At 40.8% G+C, this 18,876-nt stretch carries 12 protein-coding genes; 8 read left to right on the top strand and 4 right to left on the bottom strand.

Annotated features, from left to right (window positions below):
* The first annotated feature begins 1 nt into the window (after position 1).
* The 6 genes from KXV15_RS12715 to KXV15_RS12690 all read left to right on the top strand — a co-directional run bounded on the left by KXV15_RS12715 (position 2) and on the right by KXV15_RS12690 (position 10,311).
* Complete coding sequence (locus KXV15_RS12715; RefSeq protein WP_240008590.1) at positions 2-1,072, top strand: LacI family DNA-binding transcriptional regulator; 1,071 nt, start codon at positions 2-4, stop codon at positions 1,070-1,072.
* Positions 1,073-1,185: 113 nt separating this feature from the next.
* Positions 1,186-4,062, top strand: a complete 2,877-nt coding sequence (locus KXV15_RS12710) for a TonB-dependent receptor (protein WP_240008589.1) — start codon at positions 1,186-1,188, stop codon at positions 4,060-4,062.
* Between the two features lie 206 nt (positions 4,063-4,268).
* Entirely contained in the window at positions 4,269-6,272 is a 2,004-nt protein-coding gene (locus KXV15_RS12705) for a glycoside hydrolase family 3 protein (protein ID WP_240008588.1), read from the top strand.
* 35 nt (positions 6,273-6,307) lie between these two features.
* Positions 6,308-7,696, top strand: a complete 1,389-nt coding sequence (locus KXV15_RS12700) for a glycoside hydrolase family 30 protein (RefSeq protein ID WP_240008587.1) — start codon at positions 6,308-6,310, stop codon at positions 7,694-7,696.
* Between the two features lie 13 nt (positions 7,697-7,709).
* Positions 7,710-9,068 (top strand): sugar MFS transporter, encoded by a 1,359-nt coding sequence (locus KXV15_RS12695; protein WP_240008586.1) that lies wholly within the window; start codon positions 7,710-7,712, stop codon positions 9,066-9,068.
* 16 nt (positions 9,069-9,084) lie between these two features.
* Positions 9,085-10,311, top strand: coding sequence for an MFS transporter (locus KXV15_RS12690; protein WP_240008585.1), 1,227 nt, complete (start codon positions 9,085-9,087; stop codon positions 10,309-10,311).
* Here the strand turns inward: KXV15_RS12690 and KXV15_RS12685 are convergent.
* A complete protein-coding gene (locus tag KXV15_RS12685; protein WP_240008584.1) occupies positions 10,297-11,175 on the bottom strand; it encodes an ROK family protein in 879 nt (292 codons plus the stop codon). The genes KXV15_RS12690 and KXV15_RS12685 overlap by 15 nt on opposite strands.
* Positions 11,172-12,950, bottom strand: a complete 1,779-nt coding sequence (locus tag KXV15_RS12680) for an alpha-amylase family glycosyl hydrolase (RefSeq protein ID WP_240008583.1) — start codon at positions 12,948-12,950, stop codon at positions 11,172-11,174. The genes KXV15_RS12685 and KXV15_RS12680 overlap by 4 nt, the downstream gene beginning before the upstream one ends.
* A 327-nt stretch (positions 12,951-13,277) precedes the next feature.
* Here KXV15_RS12680 and KXV15_RS12675 point away from each other — a divergent pair, with 327 nt between their 5' ends.
* Both KXV15_RS12675 and KXV15_RS12670 read left to right on the top strand, forming a co-directional pair.
* Positions 13,278-15,698 carry a TonB-dependent siderophore receptor gene (locus KXV15_RS12675; RefSeq protein ID WP_240008582.1) on the top strand — a complete coding sequence of 807 codons (2,421 nt, stop codon included), beginning with the start codon at positions 13,278-13,280 and terminating at the stop codon, positions 15,696-15,698.
* 102 nt (positions 15,699-15,800) lie between these two features.
* A complete protein-coding gene (locus tag KXV15_RS12670; RefSeq protein WP_240008581.1) occupies positions 15,801-17,078 on the top strand; it encodes an MFS transporter in 1,278 nt (425 codons plus the stop codon).
* 47 nt (positions 17,079-17,125) lie between these two features.
* On the opposite strand, the gene KXV15_RS12665 is transcribed toward KXV15_RS12670, so the two are convergent.
* Both KXV15_RS12665 and KXV15_RS12660 read right to left on the bottom strand, forming a co-directional pair.
* Positions 17,126-18,127, bottom strand: coding sequence for a LacI family DNA-binding transcriptional regulator (locus tag KXV15_RS12665; protein ID WP_240008580.1), 1,002 nt, complete (start codon positions 18,125-18,127; stop codon positions 17,126-17,128).
* A 146-nt stretch (positions 18,128-18,273) separates the two neighbouring features.
* Entirely contained in the window at positions 18,274-18,858 is a 585-nt protein-coding gene (locus KXV15_RS12660; RefSeq protein WP_240008579.1) for a response regulator transcription factor, read from the bottom strand.
* Between the last annotated feature and the right edge of the window lie 18 nt (positions 18,859-18,876).

Genomic DNA, 18,876 nt, shown 5'->3' with positions numbered 1-18,876 from the left:
TTTGGGAAAAAGTATAGGCAACGGGGCAAATAAAAATCCGACCATTGATGATGTCGCGGCTTTATCAAAAGTTGGGCGAACAACGGTTTCACGTGTCTTAAACAATGGGCCAAATGTTCGTGATGCCGTTCGCAAACGCGTTATGGATGCTGTCAAGCAGCTTAATTATCGTGTAAATGTTCAGGCGCGTTCTTTGGCAAGTGGTAAAAGTCGGCAGATTGCTTTGTTTAATGCGTCTGACTTTGATTCAGAGCCAAACTCATACTATACTTCGGCAATTGAAATTGGGGCGTTGCGAAAATGTGCGGAGCTTGGTTTTCAAGCGTTCTCACACATAGTCAATCAAAACTCACCCTCATATCGCAACCGTATTATTGAGCTTTGCGAAATAAATAATTATCATGGAATAATTCTTACTCCGCCATTTTCCGATGATATTTCCTTGATAAATATCTTACGTGAAAAGAATATTCACGCGGTGGGTATTTCATCTGGAAATAAGGCAAGGAACTTTATTGATTCGGTTGGTATGGACGATGAATTGGCTGGTTATCGTCTCACTGAGTTACTAATCAAAAATGGTCACAAGGGGTTTGCCTTTATCAAAGGTTTGGAGAACCATATGTCTGCCGAACTGCGCTATGAGGGGTTTAAAAAAGCCCTAGCAGATAATGATATAAAACTTGATGAAAACTTTGTGTTTCGTGGTAATTTTACATTCAAGTCTGGTATTGAAAACTCACTAAAAATATTTGAAAACCCGCACCGTCCGAGTGCTTTAATTTGTGCGAATGATGATACTGCGGCCGGTGCTTTATTCAGCGCACATCGCTTGAACATCAGGGTTCCCGAAGAAATTGTAATAGCTGGATTTGATGATACACCAGTGTCGGAAATTGTATGGCCGCCATTAACGACTGTGCATCAACCGCTAAAGAAAATTGCCGCTCGTGCAGTAGAGCGATTAGTATCGATTTTGCAAAATGGAAACTCCGATTCTACACCAAAAAATATGATAATAGATTTCGACATTATGGTGAGACAATCTACCGCAAGTGTTATAGAAGTTTGATAATTGTGTTGACAAACTGAAAAAATTAAATAAAATTTACTGGAAGCGCTTCCAATTGAGGGGGAGGTGCTAAGCATTTTTAGCTAACCGCAAACGGTTATAGGGGGGAAGATATGTTACTTAGTCGCAAGACAAGCATTAGTGCATCTAAAATTTCAAAAAAACGCTTCGGGTTGGAAGCGATTTCAATCGCAGCCTTGATGGTTGCTGCGCCTTGTGTGGCTTTTGCACAAGAGGCTGCAAAACCAGATACGAGTGAGGTTGTTGTTGTAAAAGGTCTTCGCGGATCTTTGCAAAAATCAATCAAGATTAAACGTGCTTCAACTTCGATTGTTGAAGTCGTTTCTGCAGAAGAAATTGGTAAATTGCCTGATTCTTCAATTGCGGAATCATTGTCACGCCTGCCTGGTGTTGCTGGTCAGCGCGTTAATGGCGATGTTCAGGTTCTTAACATTCGTGGTACTTCACCTGATTTCACAGTTACTACACTTAATGGCCGTATGCAGGGTTCTCTTGGCGATGCACGCGGTGTAGAAGTTGACCAATATCCATCGGAATTGATTGAATCTGCAGTTGTGTATAAAACCCCTGATGCTGCAATCATGGGGATGGGGCTTTCTGGTACTGTTGATTTGCGCACACGTCGCCCACTTTCACTTGATAAGAGAGTAATTGCAGTTAACCTTCGTGGCGAAACTTCAACTGGCAAACAGCTAAACCCTGATTTTGGTAAAGAAGGCTGGCGCGGCTCGGTTTCGTATATTGACCAATTTATGGATGGCAAGCTTGGCGTAGCCTTGGGCTATGCTCACATGGACACTACGTCACAAGTTCAACACCAAAAAATCTGGGGTTGGATGACCAATAATACTCCATGGAATATTTATGATGGTGCTTATCAAGCTTATTTACCTGGTGCAACTGGTGCAATGGCTGATGCAAACTATCTATCAGGTTTTGAGCTTCGTGCCGGAAGCGTGAATAAGGTTCGTGATGGTGCGGTTGCGGTTTTTGAATTTAAACCAACCGATAATTGGCACACAACTCTTGATCTTTATTATTCGAAAATGGACCAAAAAGAGGTCATTCGCGACATCGAAACCAACACATTCTGGACCAACGATGTCGGTTATGCAGGGCTTCCAATGGCTGGTGCAGTGCTTGGTGAATTTAATGGAATTCCAACTATCGTTGCAGGCACTTATACTGGAATGACACCAATACAAAATAACCAACTTAACACACGTAAAGATGACGTGCTTTCAGTTGGTTTAAATCACGAAATGCGTGCTGGTATTTGGGATTTAACCTTTGATGCGTCTTATTCAAAATCAGAAGGCAAGCAATCTCAGACTGAAATATTTGCTGGTTATGGTACTGGCGCACGTACATTTGACACAATTAATTTCAGTATCCCTTCAGAAGGATTTATGACAATCACTCCTGGGTTGGATTATTCAAATGCTACCCAAATGAACCTTGGTGATTCAGCGCCTGGCGGCGGATGGGGTGCCGATGGTCATATACGGTTCCCTCATGTTAAAGATTCTTATGCAACATTTAATGTAAGTGGAAAAACCGACCTTAAAGATACTTTTGTTGGAAATGTTTTTGATAGCCTGCAAGTTGGTCTTGGTGGTTGGAGCCATTCTAAGGACAAATCCATTGATGAAAATGATTTATTCTTAAAAGTTCGTCCAGAAAATAAGACAACATTTGATAACCGCCCGGCTGCGCCTGAAACACCTTATGGTGTTGGTCTTACAGACTTAACATGGGCAGGTTGGGGTTATTTATATGCATTTGACATCCCTTCAGCTGTTGCTGGTTCGTACAGAGTTGTACCATATGTAGATGACAACCATTATGCGAAGAACTGGTCGTTAAGTGAAGATGTGTTTAATATTTTCACCAAATTAAACATTGATACAGAGGTATTAAGTCGCCCTCTAAAAGGTAATTTGGGTGTTCAGTATGTAATGACGAATACCGAATCTACTGGTAATTATATCGTAACTGGTGAAAGCACTAGAGCGCCAACTCTTATGACCGTAGAGAATAAATATTCTGATGTTCTTCCTAGTTTGAATCTTAATTATCAATTAACACCAAAACAATATTTACGTGTTGGTATTGCTAAACAAATGGCGCGACCAAGAACGGATGATATGCGTGCGAATGTTGGTGCTTACTTCTCACAAGTTCAAGTATTCCCATCAGGCGTTACACCTCCTGATCCGACAAAAATTTATTACATGCCAGGCGGTAGTGGCGGTAACCCGAAACTGAAGCCGTGGCGTGCAAATGCATATGATATTTCATATGAGAATTACTTTGGTCGCAAATCAATGTTTGCAATTGCCGGATATTATAAGGATGTGAAAACTTATATCTATTCCGATGATATAGACTTTGACTTTACCGGTTTGGCAAACCCAATGAACTATAATGTTATCAGCTGGGTTGGTAACTTAAATACACCGGTTAACGGCAACGGCGGTTATATCAAAGGCATCGAATTACAGGCCAACCTTGATTTCGGTGATTACATAAGCATGCTAGATGGTTTCGGCATAAATGGTAACTACACCAAAAATTGGACTGATATTAAGTCTAATAAAGGTGGCGATACTACAATTCCTGGTTTCTCTGGCGTAACTTATAACTTTGCTGCATATTATGAAAAACATGGCTGGCAGGCACGCGTATCATATTCTTATCGTGACCCTGCGTATTCAGATGTCGCAGGTAACTTTGGAACCCGTGCATATACCACAATTCTTGACAACACACATGTCGATGCACAAATCGGCTATGAGTTCCAAGACGGTCCTTTCAAAAATATGACTGTAACTTTACAGGGTTATAACATTACCGATGAACCATATGTAACTTCTGGCGGCAACCTATTGCAGAAGACAACCTTGCTTCCAGAAACCTATGAAACCTATGGCGCAAAATATTTGCTAGGTGTTTCATATAAATTCTAATGTGGTTTATGCGCCGAATATTCCGGTATGCGGCGCATAGAGCATTCCTCCCGTTGCCTCTTGGGGGATATCCCCAGTGCTTCAAAAAGACATTCAACGAGGTATGTTTTTTTGTGCGATTTCCCAAGAGGCAACACTCCCGGGGCTTTGTTGCCCCTCGATGAAATGGGCTTGCCCAAAATTTCCCCTATAGTCAGGATTATTTTATGTATTCAGGATTAAAAAAACTAAGACAATCTGCACGTCGCAAAAACTATGTTTATGGGATTTGCCTTGGGATTTTTAGTGCTGCAATTGGCGCGCCCGCTTTTGCACAAGATGTTAATAAAGATTGGGAGCATGTAACAAGCTCAATTAAACAAGATGCTGTAACAGAAGCAAAAATAAAAGAAATTCTTGGCTCTATGACTTTGCGTCAAAAAGTTGGGCAAATGACGCAAGCTGAAATTAAAAGCGCCAAACCAGAAGATGTGACTAAATATTATCTTGGTTCCGTACTAAATGGCGGCGGCTCTTGGCCACAAATGAACCAAAAAGCCGCTCTAGCGGATTGGGTGAAACTGTCTGATGACTATTTTAAAGCATCACTTGCAACTGATTTAAAAACACCAATTCCATTAATTTGGGGTATTGATGCGGTTCACGGAAATAATAATATTCATGGTGCAACCCTTTATCCGCATAATATCGGTTTGGGTGCCGCACGCGACCCTGAATTGGTAAAAGAAATTGCTGCGGCAACTGCAAAGGCGGTTCGTGCTGGTGGCATTAATTGGGCATTCGCACCAACCGTTGCGGTTGTACAGAATCCGCGTTGGGGACGCACCTATGAATCCTATTCTTCAAACCCGCAATTAGTTCGCATTTATGCAAAAGCATATACCGAAGGACTTCAGGGTGATTTGAAAGACCCTGCAAATGTAGTTGGTTCGGTGAAACACTTCCTTGGCGATGGCGGCACTTTTAATGGTGTCGATCAGGGTAAGAATTATTCATCTGAGCAAGAGCTTATCAATACATTTGCTCAAGGTTATTATGGCGCGCTATCTGCTGGTATGCAGACCGTTATGATTACTTATAGCGAATGGAATAATGACGATGCCTTAAAGCATCAAAATAGCCCAAAAGGAAAAATCCACGGAAACCAATATCTTATTACCGATGTTCTAAAAGGTAAATTGGGATTTGATGGTTTGGTGGTGTCTGATTATGATGCAATTGGCCAAATACCAGGTTGCACAAAAGATCATTGTGCGCAGGCTGTTAATGCGGGTACAGATTTATTTATGGTGCCAAATGATTGGAAAGCCTTTATCGACAATACAGTAAATGATGTCGAAGAAGGGCGCATTCCTATGTCGCGCATTGATGACGCAGTAGCCCGTATTTTGCGTGTTAAAATGCGCTCTGGTTTATTTAACGAAAATCCTGCGCATAATAAATATGCTGGCGATGTTGATGCCATTTCAAACAAGGCATTAGCGCGCCGTGCAGTAAGCGAATCCTTGGTTTTGCTAAAAAACAATAAACAAACACTACCGCTTGCAACTGATAAAAAAGTATTGGTGGTAGGTAAAAGTGCGGATTCTATGCCTAACCAATCTGGCGGCTGGTCAAAAACTTGGCAGGGTGATGAAGTTGATAATTCTGACTTCCCGAATGGTGAAACCTTACTTGCATCTTTGAAATCACAATATGGCGATAAATTAGTTTATTCTGCCGATGGTAAAGGTGTTAATCCAAAGGATTTTGCGGCAATTATCGCGGTGGTCGGTGAAACTCCATATGCGGAAATGAAAGGCGATATTCTTTTACCGCAACCACTTACAAGTGATGATCGCATGAAAGCAGACAAAGATGCTTTAAAGGCTGTTGCCGGTAAAGGCGTTCCGGTCGTTACAATTCTATATAGCGGTCGCCCACTTTATATAAATGATGTTCTAAACTTTTCAGATTCGGTAGTATCAGCGTGGTTACCGGGTACTGAAGCGGGGGGTATAAGTGATGTCATATTGCGTAATAAGAATGCGCAAAAAGACTTTCGGGGAAGGCTTTCATTTGCATGGCCGTCCGACCCCTGCCCCCCATCGCAAAATGTAGAGCAGGGAAATTATAAGCCTTTATTTAAATATGGCTATGGTTTAAGCTACGGGGACAAAAAAACTGTTGGGCGTCTTGTCGTTAAAACTGGAAATTGCCCAGTTAAATAGTGCAAAATAATATTTGCAAGGAAACAAGGGTCCAGATGAATAATAAATTCTTTTTTGGAATTGCTGGTTATGCTTTGTTGCTGTGCGTAAACGGTTGCGCTACTTCTGTTCAAATAAACCAACCTGCGGATAATTATATCACGACTGGCAATAAGCAGTTTTTACTTGCAAAGCAGGCGCCAATAAGTGCTGAAACTTCCGCACGTGGGGCTGTTATAAAAATCGATAAACGTGTTCGCTATCAAAAGTTTATTGGTGCGGGTGCGGCAATTACCGATGCCACAGCGATAAATTTAAATCGGCTTGACGCCCCAAGCAAAGAAAGAGTTCTAAACGAACTATTCTCACGCGGCGGTTTGGGTTTTTCATTTACCCGTCTTACAATTGGCGGCTCGGATTTTTCGGATAGGCATTATAGCTTCTCTGATAAAAAAGGTGAGTTTTCGCTTTCTACAATAAAGGATACAATTATCCCAATTGCCAAAGAGGCAAAGAGGATAAATCCCGCTTTAACGATAATGGCGACACCATGGAGTGCACCATCATGGATGAAAACTACTGATTCCATGATTGGCGGAACGTTGCGTCGTGAAAATTATGATGATTTTGCGGATTATCTTTTGCGTTATACCGATGAAATGGGCAAGGCGGGCGTTAAAGTTTCAATGCTTACTATTCAAAATGAGCCTGATTTTAGCCCACCTGATTATCCGGGTATGAAGCTTTCACCCCAAGACCGTGCTGACTTTCTTAAAAACCATCTTGGGCCCAAAATGGGAACGCGAAAAGATACCCCAAAAATTCTTGAATGGGATCATAATTGGGATAAGCCAGAACAACCTCTTGCCGTCTTAAATGATGATGGTGCGCGTAAATATCTTACCGGTGTAGCGTGGCATTGCTATGCAGGTAATGTTGCCACGCAAAATGAAATCCACAATGCCCATCCTGAAATGGAAACTTATTTCACCGAATGTTCGGGCGGAGAATGGAATAAGAGCTTTTCCGATAGTTTTGTCTGGCAAATGGATAATTTAATTATCGGTTCAACCAACGCCTGGGCCAAAGGTGTTCTTATGTGGAATTTGGCCTTGGATGAAAATTATGGCCCACATCTAGGTGGCTGTGGTAATTGTTTTGGTGTCATAAGTATCAATAGCAAGACCAAAGAAATTACTCGCGATTCCGAATATTATTCATTCGGCCATTTATCGAAATTTGTTATGCCTGGTGCAGTTAGAATTGGTTCAACACAGGATATTGCAGGGCTAAAAAATGTGGCCTTTCAAAACCCTGATGGTTCGATTGCCTTGTTGGTTCTTAATAAGACTGATTCAAAGCAAGCGTTTTCAGCGCAAATTGCTAGTAAATACTACAATGCTGAATTATTACCGTTTTCTGCAATAACAATCATATTTAAATAATTGGGAGGCGCATTTGACTGATGCCGTTAAAAATACAAAATCTGGTTCCTCAAGTCTGGGGCTAGCGATTACTTATGTAACAATATTGTTCTTTATTTGGGCGCTTATTACCAATCTACTTGACCCATTGTTAAAGGCAATGAAGACGATTTTTACCCTGAATGCAGTCGAAGCGAATTTGACTGGCTTTGCGTTTTTTATTGCTTATGGCGTTATGTCGATGCCGGCAGCTAGCTTTTTGTCAAAAAATGGCTATGTTAAATCGGTAATTGTCGGGCTTGGCGGTATTGTTTTAGGCTGTTTGATTGCGCTTGGCGCGACTATGGTTCATATTTATCCGGTCTTCTTGGTGGCATTGTTCACTATGGCATCTGGTATTACTTTGTTGCAGGTTGCAGCAAACCCGTTAATTGCGGCAATGGGCGACCCAAAAGATTCTGCATTCCGTCTAAATTTATCACAAGCTTTTAACTCTTTGGGGGCGGCATGCGGCGTTTATTTTGGCTCATCTTTCCTTCTAAAAGGTGAAGCATTTAAACCGGACGCGGTTTTGACTGATGCTCTTAAAGCACAAGCATTTGGTGAAGTTGGTGCAGTATATTTAAAAATCGGCATTGCTTTGGCGATATTTATCGGTTTGATTTTTATGGTGCGTAAAATTATTGCTGATAATGCGCCAGAAACTACCGGCGCAGTATCACCGTTAACTGCGCTTCAAGCAAAGTGGGCAAATCTTGGTGCTTTGGCAATTTTCTTTTACGTTGGTGCCGAAGTAGCAATTGGCGCGAATTTAATTTTGTTTATTGAGCAAAAACAAATTCTTGGAATTAACGCTCAATCAGCAGGGCAATTGGCAACTTATTACATGATTTTTGCCATGATTGGCCGTTTTGGTGGTAGTGCGCTCTTGAAATTCGTGAAAGGCTACACTTTGCTAACGGTTGCGACTGTGGGTACGGTTTTATTATGTGCCTTTATTGTGCTTAATAATGGTGTTACCCCATCGGTTGCGACATCGTCATTTGTAATGCCAATTGTTAATGTTGAGGTTCCGGTTGTAAACGGCACAAAATTGGCAATGGCGGCGATTTTTGTTGGCTTGTTCAACTCTATCATGTTCCCAACTATTTTCACCACTACATTAGAACGTTCATCGGCGCCTGCGTCGGCAACATCTGGTCTTTTGTGTGTGGCAATTGTTGGTGGTGCGTTTATTCCGCTATTGTTTGCAAGCGTTCGTGATATGACTGGTTCTTATTCATTGGCGTTTATCATCCCAATGATTTGCTATCTTTATATTATGTGGTTCTCACTTGCGGCACGTAATGCGCCAGTTCATAAAATTGAGGAAGATGTAGCCGGATCACATTAACAGGTTTAAACTTGGCATGAATTCTAAACCCCAGCCAGATAATCAAAGTAAAATTGCCTTTATTGTGCTTATACTTTTGTTTTTTGGCTGGGGTTTTGTCAATTCCAATAATGACCCACTTTTAACAACCCTAAAGGCCGCCTTTCACCTTAGCTGGAGTGCGGCAATCGCCACCCAAATTACAAGCTTTATCGCATGTGGCGTGATTTCAATCCCAGCAGCAATTTTCGTAAGTAAATATGGTTCGGGGCGGGTAATTTTCTTAGCTTTATTGACAATGATTGCCGCGTGTTTTGTCATGCAATTGCTTAGGGTCTGGCAGAATTATTTTATAGTTTTATTTGCGGTATTTATTATGTCGTCTGGGGTGAATAGTCTTCAGGTAGCAGCAAGTCCATTGGTTGCCGGAATGGGCACACCAGACAAAAGCCATTTTCGCCTTACCTTGGCGCAAACCTTGAACTCTCTCGGTGTGGTTATTGGCGTTCATTTTGGCTCAGAGATGTTGTTATCACGGCGTGATATAGCATCGTTACCAGCTTTACAAACTGTTGAATTGGTTGGGCAAGCCTATATTTATATTGCCCTAATAATTGTGGTTTTATTGTTGGCGGTTTTGGCATTTTTAAAGCCATTTGCGAAACATATTACAAGTCAAAATCATAATGCTGAAATTGCAGGGGCATTTAAATCCCGCTGGGCGCTCTTTGGTGCGACGGCACTTGCACTTTATGTTGGTTCAGAGGTTGCCATCGGATCTTTGATGATAAATTTCCTTCATAATGAAAGGGTTCTTGGTCTTGATTTAAAAACCGCAGGCTTCCTGCTTGGTAATTTTTATTGGGGTGGGGCGCTTTTGGGACGATTTATTGGTACTTATGCCTTGCGATTTATCAAGGCGTATAATTTATTGGTAATTGCCGCAATTTGTGCCGCTGCGCTTTGTTTGCTTGTCGTTTTGGGGAGTGGGGCAATAATTGGCTATGCCGCACTTTTGGTTGGCTTTTTCAATTCAATACAATTTCCAACTATTTTCACCCTTACATTAGAGCGTAGCAAGGCAAGCCATGCGGCTACTTCTGGGCTTTTAGTTCTGGCGATTTCATTTGGCGCTGCATTACCGTTAATGGTGGGGCTTATTGCAGATAATTTTGTCCTTAATAGTGCGTTTATAGTGCCATTATTGGCATATGGATTTATTGCTTTTTTTGCATTAAAGGCCCGTCAATCAGTCGTTGAATAGCGCGATTGCCCCCAATACCCCCGCCTTGTCACCGAGTGCTGGATTGCTGATTAAATCGCGAATACCGTCTATATTGCGATAATGTGGCAAATAATTTGCCAATAAATCATGGCAATGTTCGTGCACTTTGGGCAAAAGATTTGGGTTAAGGCCAACCCCGCCGCCAATTATAATTTTTTCAACGGCATTGGTAAGGATTAATGTATTGCATAATTGCCCAATATAATAACCAACAAAATCCCAAATCTCATGATCTTGGTCAAAATTACTGGCTGACTTACCATAACGCGCCATGATTGATGGCCCACATGCCAAACCTTCAAGGCAATCGCCGTGAAAAACACAAAACCCTTTATAATCATCATTGGGATGACGACGAACGATTATATGGCCGGCTTCTGGGTGCATTGTCCCGTGAACGCAGGCATCATTAACGATTAAGCCAACACCAATTCCAGTTCCAATCGTAATGTAGGCAATATTACCATTACCAATACCATTGCCCCAATATTTTTCAGATAGTGCGGCCGCGTTAACATCGCTATCAATTCGTATTGGTAAATCTGGGAAGTTCGCCATCAAATCATTGATAAGCGAAGTGTTTGACCATCCAGGTTTTGGCGTATCAAGTATTTTTCCATAATTTATGGATTTTGGGTTTAGTTCAACCGGACCAAAGCTTGCGATACCAATTCCTTGTATATTCGGGTGTTTTGCAACGAGTTGCTTAACGGCAACATTGATGTTTTCCATTGTTTCAAGTGGGGTGGTGGTTTCAATACGAATAGTTTCACCAAGGTTTTCAGGATTGTTGCCACATGCAATGTTTATTTTTGTACCACCAAGTTCAATGCCAATAATCATGCAATTGTCCCCCGATATAAATTAACCCCATAGGCCGATAATTTTTCTTTATCACCATAAAGCTGGGTCAGGTTTGTAGTTTGTGGCAAATTGATTTCTTCGCAAGTGAAATTTGCAATTAATACAATTTCACCCTTGCCAAAGCCTTGTGTGATTTTTAACGCCTTGCCGTCTTCAATGGTTTCGGCTTTTATATAATCGGCATTATGGGATGGAATATTTTCTTTTACTAATTTCCCAAATTGTTGGAAAAAAACAATAATTTTATTATGATCCGCCGCAAGGTCCCAATCCATTTTAGGGCGATGAAGCCAGCGTATTTCTGCCTTGGTTTCATCATTTTCCAAGAAGCTATAATCATTACCAAGGCCAATTTCATCGCCCATATAAATCATAGGAACGCCTTCGGTCACATATATGATTGCATTTAGCAATTTTAAACGTTCAAGGCCATAATCATCTTTACCAATGCCGCATAATCCCGATGCCATTCCGCAGCTTGACTTTGGCATGTTTTCAGGGGCTTGAAATGCCATTGCGGTCGCGAAGCCTTGGGAATTATTGTAAAAATCTGCCCATCTTTGCATGTCTTCATTTGTTGCAATATCTTTTAGGGCGATCCAGATAATATCATCATGACAACGTATATAATTAAGCCACTTGGCATTGGCTGGCTTTAAACTAGCTTTTGATAATGCTTTTTCGACAATTTGTCCGTTTCCATCGGCAATACCAGCCCACAGTGCGGTCATAAGAACATTATTATAGGCAAGGTCACATTCAGGGGCATCTTTTGAACCAAAAAATGGGATAACTTCGGAAATGCTTTCAATGGCTTCAGCCAGTAGAAAACTCGAAGGCGATAATATTTTCAATAAATTTCGCCAAGCTATAATTATTTTGTGGGTGTTTTTATGATTACGACAGAGAGTGCCCTTGGTTTTCCAAAGAAAAGGTGCTGAATCTAACCTGAAACCGTCCACACCTTTGTTGGTCAGGAATAACAATGCCTCGAGCATTTTTATAAAAACTTTGGGGTTTTTATAGTTTAAGTCCCATTGGAATGGATAGAATGTCGTCCAAATATATTTTCCAATTTCTTCATTATAGCTAAAGCTACCTGGGGCGGTGTCTGGGAATACATCTATTAATCCAGCTTCGTATGCGTCGACCTCAGATTTATCAAAAGCGTAGTAAAAGTCTGCAAATTCAGGATCCCCCTTTAACCATCTTTGTGCCCATTCATTTTCCATTGCAGTATGGTTGCAAACAATATCAATTATAAGGCCAATATCACGCTTATGAAGTTCATTGGCAAGGTTCTCAAACTTTATAATATTGCCAAGCTTGGGGTCTGTATCAAAGAAGTCGGCAATGGCAAAGCCGCCATCACTATCGCCTTCGCGTGGCTTCAAAAGTGGAAGTGTGTGCAATAAACCAACGTTCAAATTTTCTAGGTAATCAAGATGTTGTAATGCTCCATCAAAATCTTGGCCGAATTTATCAATATAACAGCAATAAGCGGGGCGCCCTTTTTGCGCATACCATAATGGAGTTTGTGAACGCTTTTCATCGAGCAATTTTAGTTCGATTTTACGCGATAAAATGTTTTTAGCCAAAATTTTAGAAATTTGTGGCGCAAGCCATTCAATATCATCTTTGCCATATAATTCTTCAAGTGCCGTCATGGCATCTCGCCAATACTTGCTTTGGGTATGCGTTTTTGAGGCAGCGAGAGAATCAATAACGCTGTTAGGCGCATCTTGTAAGGTCAAATCGAATTCCCCTGTAAATATTATTATTGTCTTTATGAGTGCTTTGGCGGCCTCATATTTTATTAATTCTCCAATACAGCACAATGCAAACGATTGCAAGATATAATTGCGAAATTAAAAACATGCTTGCCGTGCGATAATTGTGCTATGTTGCAAAAGCCTTATTTTGCAGGGCTTCAATAGTATTAGTTGATTGGTGCGATTAATAAAAATAACAAATATGTAAAAAAAGACTTGCAAACGATTGCATATTATATTAATAAAAAAACACACGCGCCATAAAGACGCGGAAAAATATTTGGCTTAAACAAGAGCCGGGAGGAAAATATGAAGAATTACGTAAAAGCCACTGCATGGCTTATGGCCGGATGCTCACTATTCGCGATTTCTACTGTGGCGAATGCACAAGATGCCAATAAATCAGACAATGCTAAAGAAGAGGTCGTAGTTGTTACAGGTGTTGCCAAGGGGCAAAATCGTCTTGATACTTCTATTTCAATTTCTTCTCTTGGTAATGCAGAAATTGCCAAGGCGGCACCGCGTTCTGCGGCGGAGATTTTCCGAAATATTCCTGGTTTCCGTTCTGAATCAACTGGCGGAGAGGGTAATGCCAATATTGCTGTACGTGGTTTGCCGGTTGCTGCTGGTGGCGCAAAATTCTTACAGATCCAAGAAGATGGCCTTCCAATTCTTGAATTTGGTGACATTGCATTTGGTAATGCCGATATTTTCCTTCGTACAGATTTAAGTGTTGGTCGTATCGAGGCTGTGCGTGGTGGTACGGCTTCAACATTGGCGTCTAACTCTCCGGGTGGGATTTTAAACATTATTTCAAAAGATGGTTCTGCTGAAGGTGGTGCGGTTCAGATTACTCAAGGTCTCGATTTTGACCAAAGCCGTGTTGAGTTTGATTATGGCGGTGCTTTTTCTGATAATACAAATTTCCATATTGGTGGTTTTTATCGCAAAGGTGAAGGCCCTAGAAAAGCCGGATATGATGCAAATAATGGCGGACAATTTGAAGGTAATTTAACTCGTCACTTTGACAATGGCTTTGTTCGTGTCGGCTTTAAATATCTTAATGACCGCACGATTGGCTATCTGCCGATGCCAATGGCGGTTTCCGGTACAAATGCTGATCCTAAATGGGGTTCAGTACCTGGGCTTGATGCGCAATCAGATACAATCCATTCGGCATATTTCCTTTCAGATGCAGGTCTTGGCTCTAATAATCAAAACCATGTTTCGGATGTGCGTGATGGTATGCACCCTGTTGTAAAAGCGTTCAATGCAGAAGCAAAATTTGACGTTGGTGGCGGTTGGAATCTTGATAACAAATTCCGTTATGCTCAAAATAGTGGTGATTTTGTTTCACTTTTCCCAGAGAGCGTAGGGACAGCGTCTGAAATTGCGGCAAAGCTTGGCGGTACAAGCCTGACAATCGCTAATGGCCCAGGTGCTGGTAGTGCCTATGCCGGTCTTGCGATGCGTGTTCATACCTTCAATGTTTTGCTAAATAATCTTGATAATATGGCAAATGATTTAAAATTATCAAAAACCTTCAATCTTGATAATTCAAAACTTGATGTCACTTTTGGTCTTTATAACTCCCATCAAAATATCAATATGGACTGGGTTTGGAACAGCTATTTGATGGAAGTAAAAGGCGATAATGCCCGTTTGCTAAATGCGTATAATGGCACAACTCTTTTAACTCAAAATGGATTGGCTGCTTATGGTGTTCCGGCATGGGGTAATTGCTGTACCCGTCATTATGATACCCAATATGATATTGTTGCCCCATATTTGGTTGCGACTTATAGCATTGATAAATTATCATTAGAGGCGTCAATTCGCCATGATGGCGGTAAAGCACGTGGGAATTATGCCGGTTCTGTGCAAAAGCCAAACTTTGACGTTAATGGTGATGGAATTATCCAGCCAACAGAAGTTAGTGTATCCGTAATTGATTATGCAAACCCACAATTAGTGAATTATGATTGGAATTATACGTCATATTCATTGGGCGCAAACTACCGTTTGTCTGATAATGTTTCACTTTTTGCACGTACTTCAAAAGGTGGCCGCGCCAACGCCGATCGTTTGTTATTCGGAAAGGTTAAGGCAGATGGTTCAGTTGCAAAACAAGATGCCGTTGATTTTGTTAAACAACATGAAGCTGGTGTGAAATACTCTCAAGGCGGCGTTAAATTATATGCAACTGCATTCTTTGCCACCACAGAAGAGCAAAACTATGAAGCAACTACACAGCGTTTTATAGATCGTGTTTATGAAGCAAAAGGCGTTGAATTTGAAGGTGCTTACCGTGTTGGTAACTTCAAAATTAATGGCGGGGCAACTTATACCAATGCTGAAATTACCAAAGATGCATTAAACCCAACACAAGTAGGCAACACACCACGTCGCCAAGCGAAATGGGTGTTCCAAATGACGCCATCATATAAAATGGATAAATTTGAATTTGGTGCAAACTTTATTGGCACTACAAAATCTTATACTAGTGATGATAATCTTTTGGTTATGCCTGGCTATATTCAAACTAACCTTTTCGCAAACTATCAGTTTACAGAAAAATTATTGGTATCTTTGAATGTAAACAATGCGTTTGATACATTTGGCGTTACAGAAGCCGAAGAAGGTTCAATCACTGCAAATGCAACAAATTATGTTCGCGCCCGTGCCATTAATGGACGCACAACCACACTTTCTCTGAAATACAGCTTCTGATGCCCTCGTAAAGATTCAGAAGTTTTACTTGGCATCGGCTTTTTACCTGTTAATAGCCCTATTTCTCCCCAGTTATGGGCTATATAATAGTGTAACAAGCCGATGCCACACCTTTTTAAAGAGGAAATGGGAATGCCAAATCAAGGGATGAAAAGCGAAAATAAACATAATATGGGTCTTGTATTATTTTTGACCTATTTAATGTTTTTAATGTTTGCCATGACTACGGATGCGGTGGGTGTTATCATCCCAAAAATCATTGAAGAGTTTAAGCTTTCAATGGCCCAAGCTGGTGCATTTCATTATTCGACAATGTCTGGAATTGCACTTTCTGGTTTATTTCTTGGTTCCTTGGCAGATAAATTAGGACGTAAATGGTCAATCGTTGTTGGGCTTATAGCATATGCGGTTGCATGTCTTGCCTTTGCGATTGTTAATCACTTTGTCTTTTTTCTGATTTTATTGTTCATATCTGGTGCTGCAATTGGGGTTTTTAAAACCGCAGCAATTGCACTTATTGGCGACCTTACAAATTCGAGCCAACAACACACCAAAATCATGAATATGGTTGAAGGTTTTTTTGCAATAGGTGCAATTATTGGCCCGTGGCTTGTAACACAATTATTGCTAAATGGCGCGTCATGGAAGTGGCTATATATGTTTGCCGCCTTTATTTGTGTGATTTTGGTTCTTGCGGCATCTCGTGTGGCATATCCAAAATCTATCAAGGCAGATAGCGTCGAAAAAATAAATTTTACCGATGTGATTCCATTATTAAAAGATAAGCACCTCCTGAGTTTTAGTGCATTGATTATGCTTTATGTCGGTGCAGAAAATGCGATTTTCGTTTGGATGCCAAGCTTTTTGAAAACTTATAAAGGTGACTTACAGTTTTTTGCAATTTATGCTTTGCCGATATTTTTTGTTTTGCGAGCTGCTGGGCGCTTCTTAGGATCATGGCTTATGTCACATTTGAAATGGACAGTCGTGCTTAGCCTTTGTTCGGCGTTAATTGCATTGTGCTTTATTGGGGCGGTAATTGGTGGGCAAGGGGTTGCCGTTTTATTATTACCGTTATCGGGCCTGTTTATGTCAGTTATATATCCAACCCTAAATTCAAAAGGTATAAGTGGGTTTCAAAAATCGCAACACGGTACAATTGGCGGAATAATTCTATTCTTTACTTGCCTTAGTGCGGTCATCGCTCCACTTTTGATGGGCATAGTTTCCGATCATTTTGGTGATGCCAAGTTTGGATTTTATGTTGCAACAGTTTTTGCCATTATTTTGTTTGTAGCCTTGTTGTTGAACCATTTGTTCAACGCATCCGACAACCGTTTAAGCGAGGTTGACAACGAATTGGGGCAGGTTCAGGGCTAATTAACGGCGCGGAAACCGGGGCCTGCCTCATAACTTATAAATTAACTTTATGTGCTTTGCCGCGTAATTAATCGTGCTGGCATAATCGCCGATGAAGTTTGATCGCCATTAAGCCGTTGGAAAAGCAAATCCACCATAAATTTTGCGCCCAGTGATAAATCCTGATGTATCGTGGTAAGAGGCGGATTAAGGCTTTTGGCAATTGAAACATCATCATAACCGCAAACCGCAACTTTATCAGGTATTGCAATGTTATCTTCAGTTAAAACCGACATGGCGCCTTGGGCAATAACGTCTGAAGCGCAGAAAATTGCATCGAATTTTTGTTTTGACTTTATAAGGTTTTGTACGGCTTCACGCGCATCATTAAACCCAAAATGTGAATCAATACGCATTGGTTTCTTGCCCGCTTTTTTCATCGCAGATGAATAGCCATTATAACGACTTTCAGCCTCCGGAACATTAGGGGGGCCAAGGAATAATATTTTGCTTCGGCCACGTGATAATAAATGCTCGGTTGCTAATTGACCGCCAATGAAATTATCAACGCCAACCGTGCAATAATGTTGCCCTTTCATATTTTCACCCCAAACCACCATTGGGGCATATGAGGTTGCAATCTGGTTTAGTGCATCGTGTTGATCAGATTGACCGATGACTAGAAGCCCGTCAAACCTTTGCGAAGCAATTAGCCGTTTTAACCAACCTTCTTTTGGGTGTGGGTTTTTTGATAGAAGTAGGTCATACCCTTTGTTAAAGACTTCATCGGCAAGGCAACCAATCATCTCAAGTAAGAAAGGGTCGGTGATTTTTTGGTTTTCTTCGTGGCCTAATGGCAAAACTAGGCCAATTGTTTTTGTGGTTTGCAGGCGTAAATTACGGGCAGCAGCATTGACGACGTAGCCATTTTCTTCTGCAATTTCACGAATTTTTTGCTTTAGTTGTTCTGGTATCAATGAAGAATCTGAAAGGGCACGCGAAACTGTTGAAACCGAAACGCCTGAAAGACGTGCGACATCAGACATCTTTATTCTTGAAGTCTTGTTCATTGATAAACCCTAAGCAAAAGATTTTTTTCTATTGGTTAGCAAAAAAATTAAAATAAATAAAGACTTATCTATACTTTAGTTAGGGGGAGATATATTTTGTATAAATGTTTATAATTCTTTGCACAAAATTATACAAGATATTTCATTCAAGAAGTCTGTTTTCGTCCACGATTTAGGATGCGGGCAAGTGTTCGCCTGTGCATTCCCAATTGGCGTGCGGTTTCAGAAATGTTGAAATCATTTTGTGAAAGGGCACTATTTATCAATTCCCATTTGTCAATTTTTAATTTTGCATTTTGCTTGTCGCCAATATCAACTTCAAAATTTCCCTTGGTACGGTCAAATGCGGTTATAATATCAATAGTGCCAGACGGTTTTAATAAATAATGGCATGCGCCGAGACGAATTGCAGAAACTGCTGTCGATATAGAGCCGTAACCAGTTAAAACAACAATTCTTATGTCGTTATTTATCTCTTTAAGTTTTTCAACAATTTTAAGGCCGTTTGAATGCCATAGCTTTAAATCAACAACCGCCAATTCAGGCATTTCTTTTTGCGCAAGTTGAATAGCATTATCTTCACTGTTTGACATAAATGATAAAAACCCACGTTTGCGGAATGAATTGGCAAGCGTAGTTGCAAACGGCGTGTCGTCATCAACAATCAGAATTTTTTGTGGTTGTTCGGCATCTCTCATGCGGCAAATATAAACGCCTTGGGTGACTTTCATCACTTAGACAAATTGCCC

Source organism: Pseudaquidulcibacter saccharophilus (genome assembly GCF_019455445.1).
In the GTDB taxonomy this organism is placed as follows: domain Bacteria; phylum Pseudomonadota; class Alphaproteobacteria; order Caulobacterales; family Aquidulcibacteraceae; genus Pseudaquidulcibacter; species Pseudaquidulcibacter saccharophilus.
Note: the sequence above shows the minus strand (reverse complement) of the source record. Positions and strands in the feature narration are given on the sequence as shown.

Coding starts and splice junctions, on each gene's coding strand:
- KXV15_RS12665 (WP_240008580.1), bottom strand. CDS start 18,127: ATGAACAAGACTTCAAGAATAAAGATGTCTGATGTCGCACGTCTTTCA.
- KXV15_RS12710 (WP_240008589.1), top strand. CDS start 1,186: ATGTTACTTAGTCGCAAGACAAGCATTAGTGCATCTAAAATTTCAAAA.
- KXV15_RS12675 (WP_240008582.1), top strand. CDS start 13,278: ATGAAGAATTACGTAAAAGCCACTGCATGGCTTATGGCCGGATGCTCA.
- KXV15_RS12690 (WP_240008585.1), top strand. CDS start 9,085: ATGAATTCTAAACCCCAGCCAGATAATCAAAGTAAAATTGCCTTTATT.
- KXV15_RS12700 (WP_240008587.1), top strand. CDS start 6,308: ATGAATAATAAATTCTTTTTTGGAATTGCTGGTTATGCTTTGTTGCTG.
- KXV15_RS12660 (WP_240008579.1), bottom strand. CDS start 18,858: ATGAAAGTCACCCAAGGCGTTTATATTTGCCGCATGAGAGATGCCGAA.
- KXV15_RS12705 (WP_240008588.1), top strand. CDS start 4,269: ATGTATTCAGGATTAAAAAAACTAAGACAATCTGCACGTCGCAAAAAC.
- KXV15_RS12670 (WP_240008581.1), top strand. CDS start 15,801: ATGCCACACCTTTTTAAAGAGGAAATGGGAATGCCAAATCAAGGGATG.
- KXV15_RS12685 (WP_240008584.1), bottom strand. CDS start 11,175: ATGATTATTGGCATTGAACTTGGTGGTACAAAAATAAACATTGCATGT.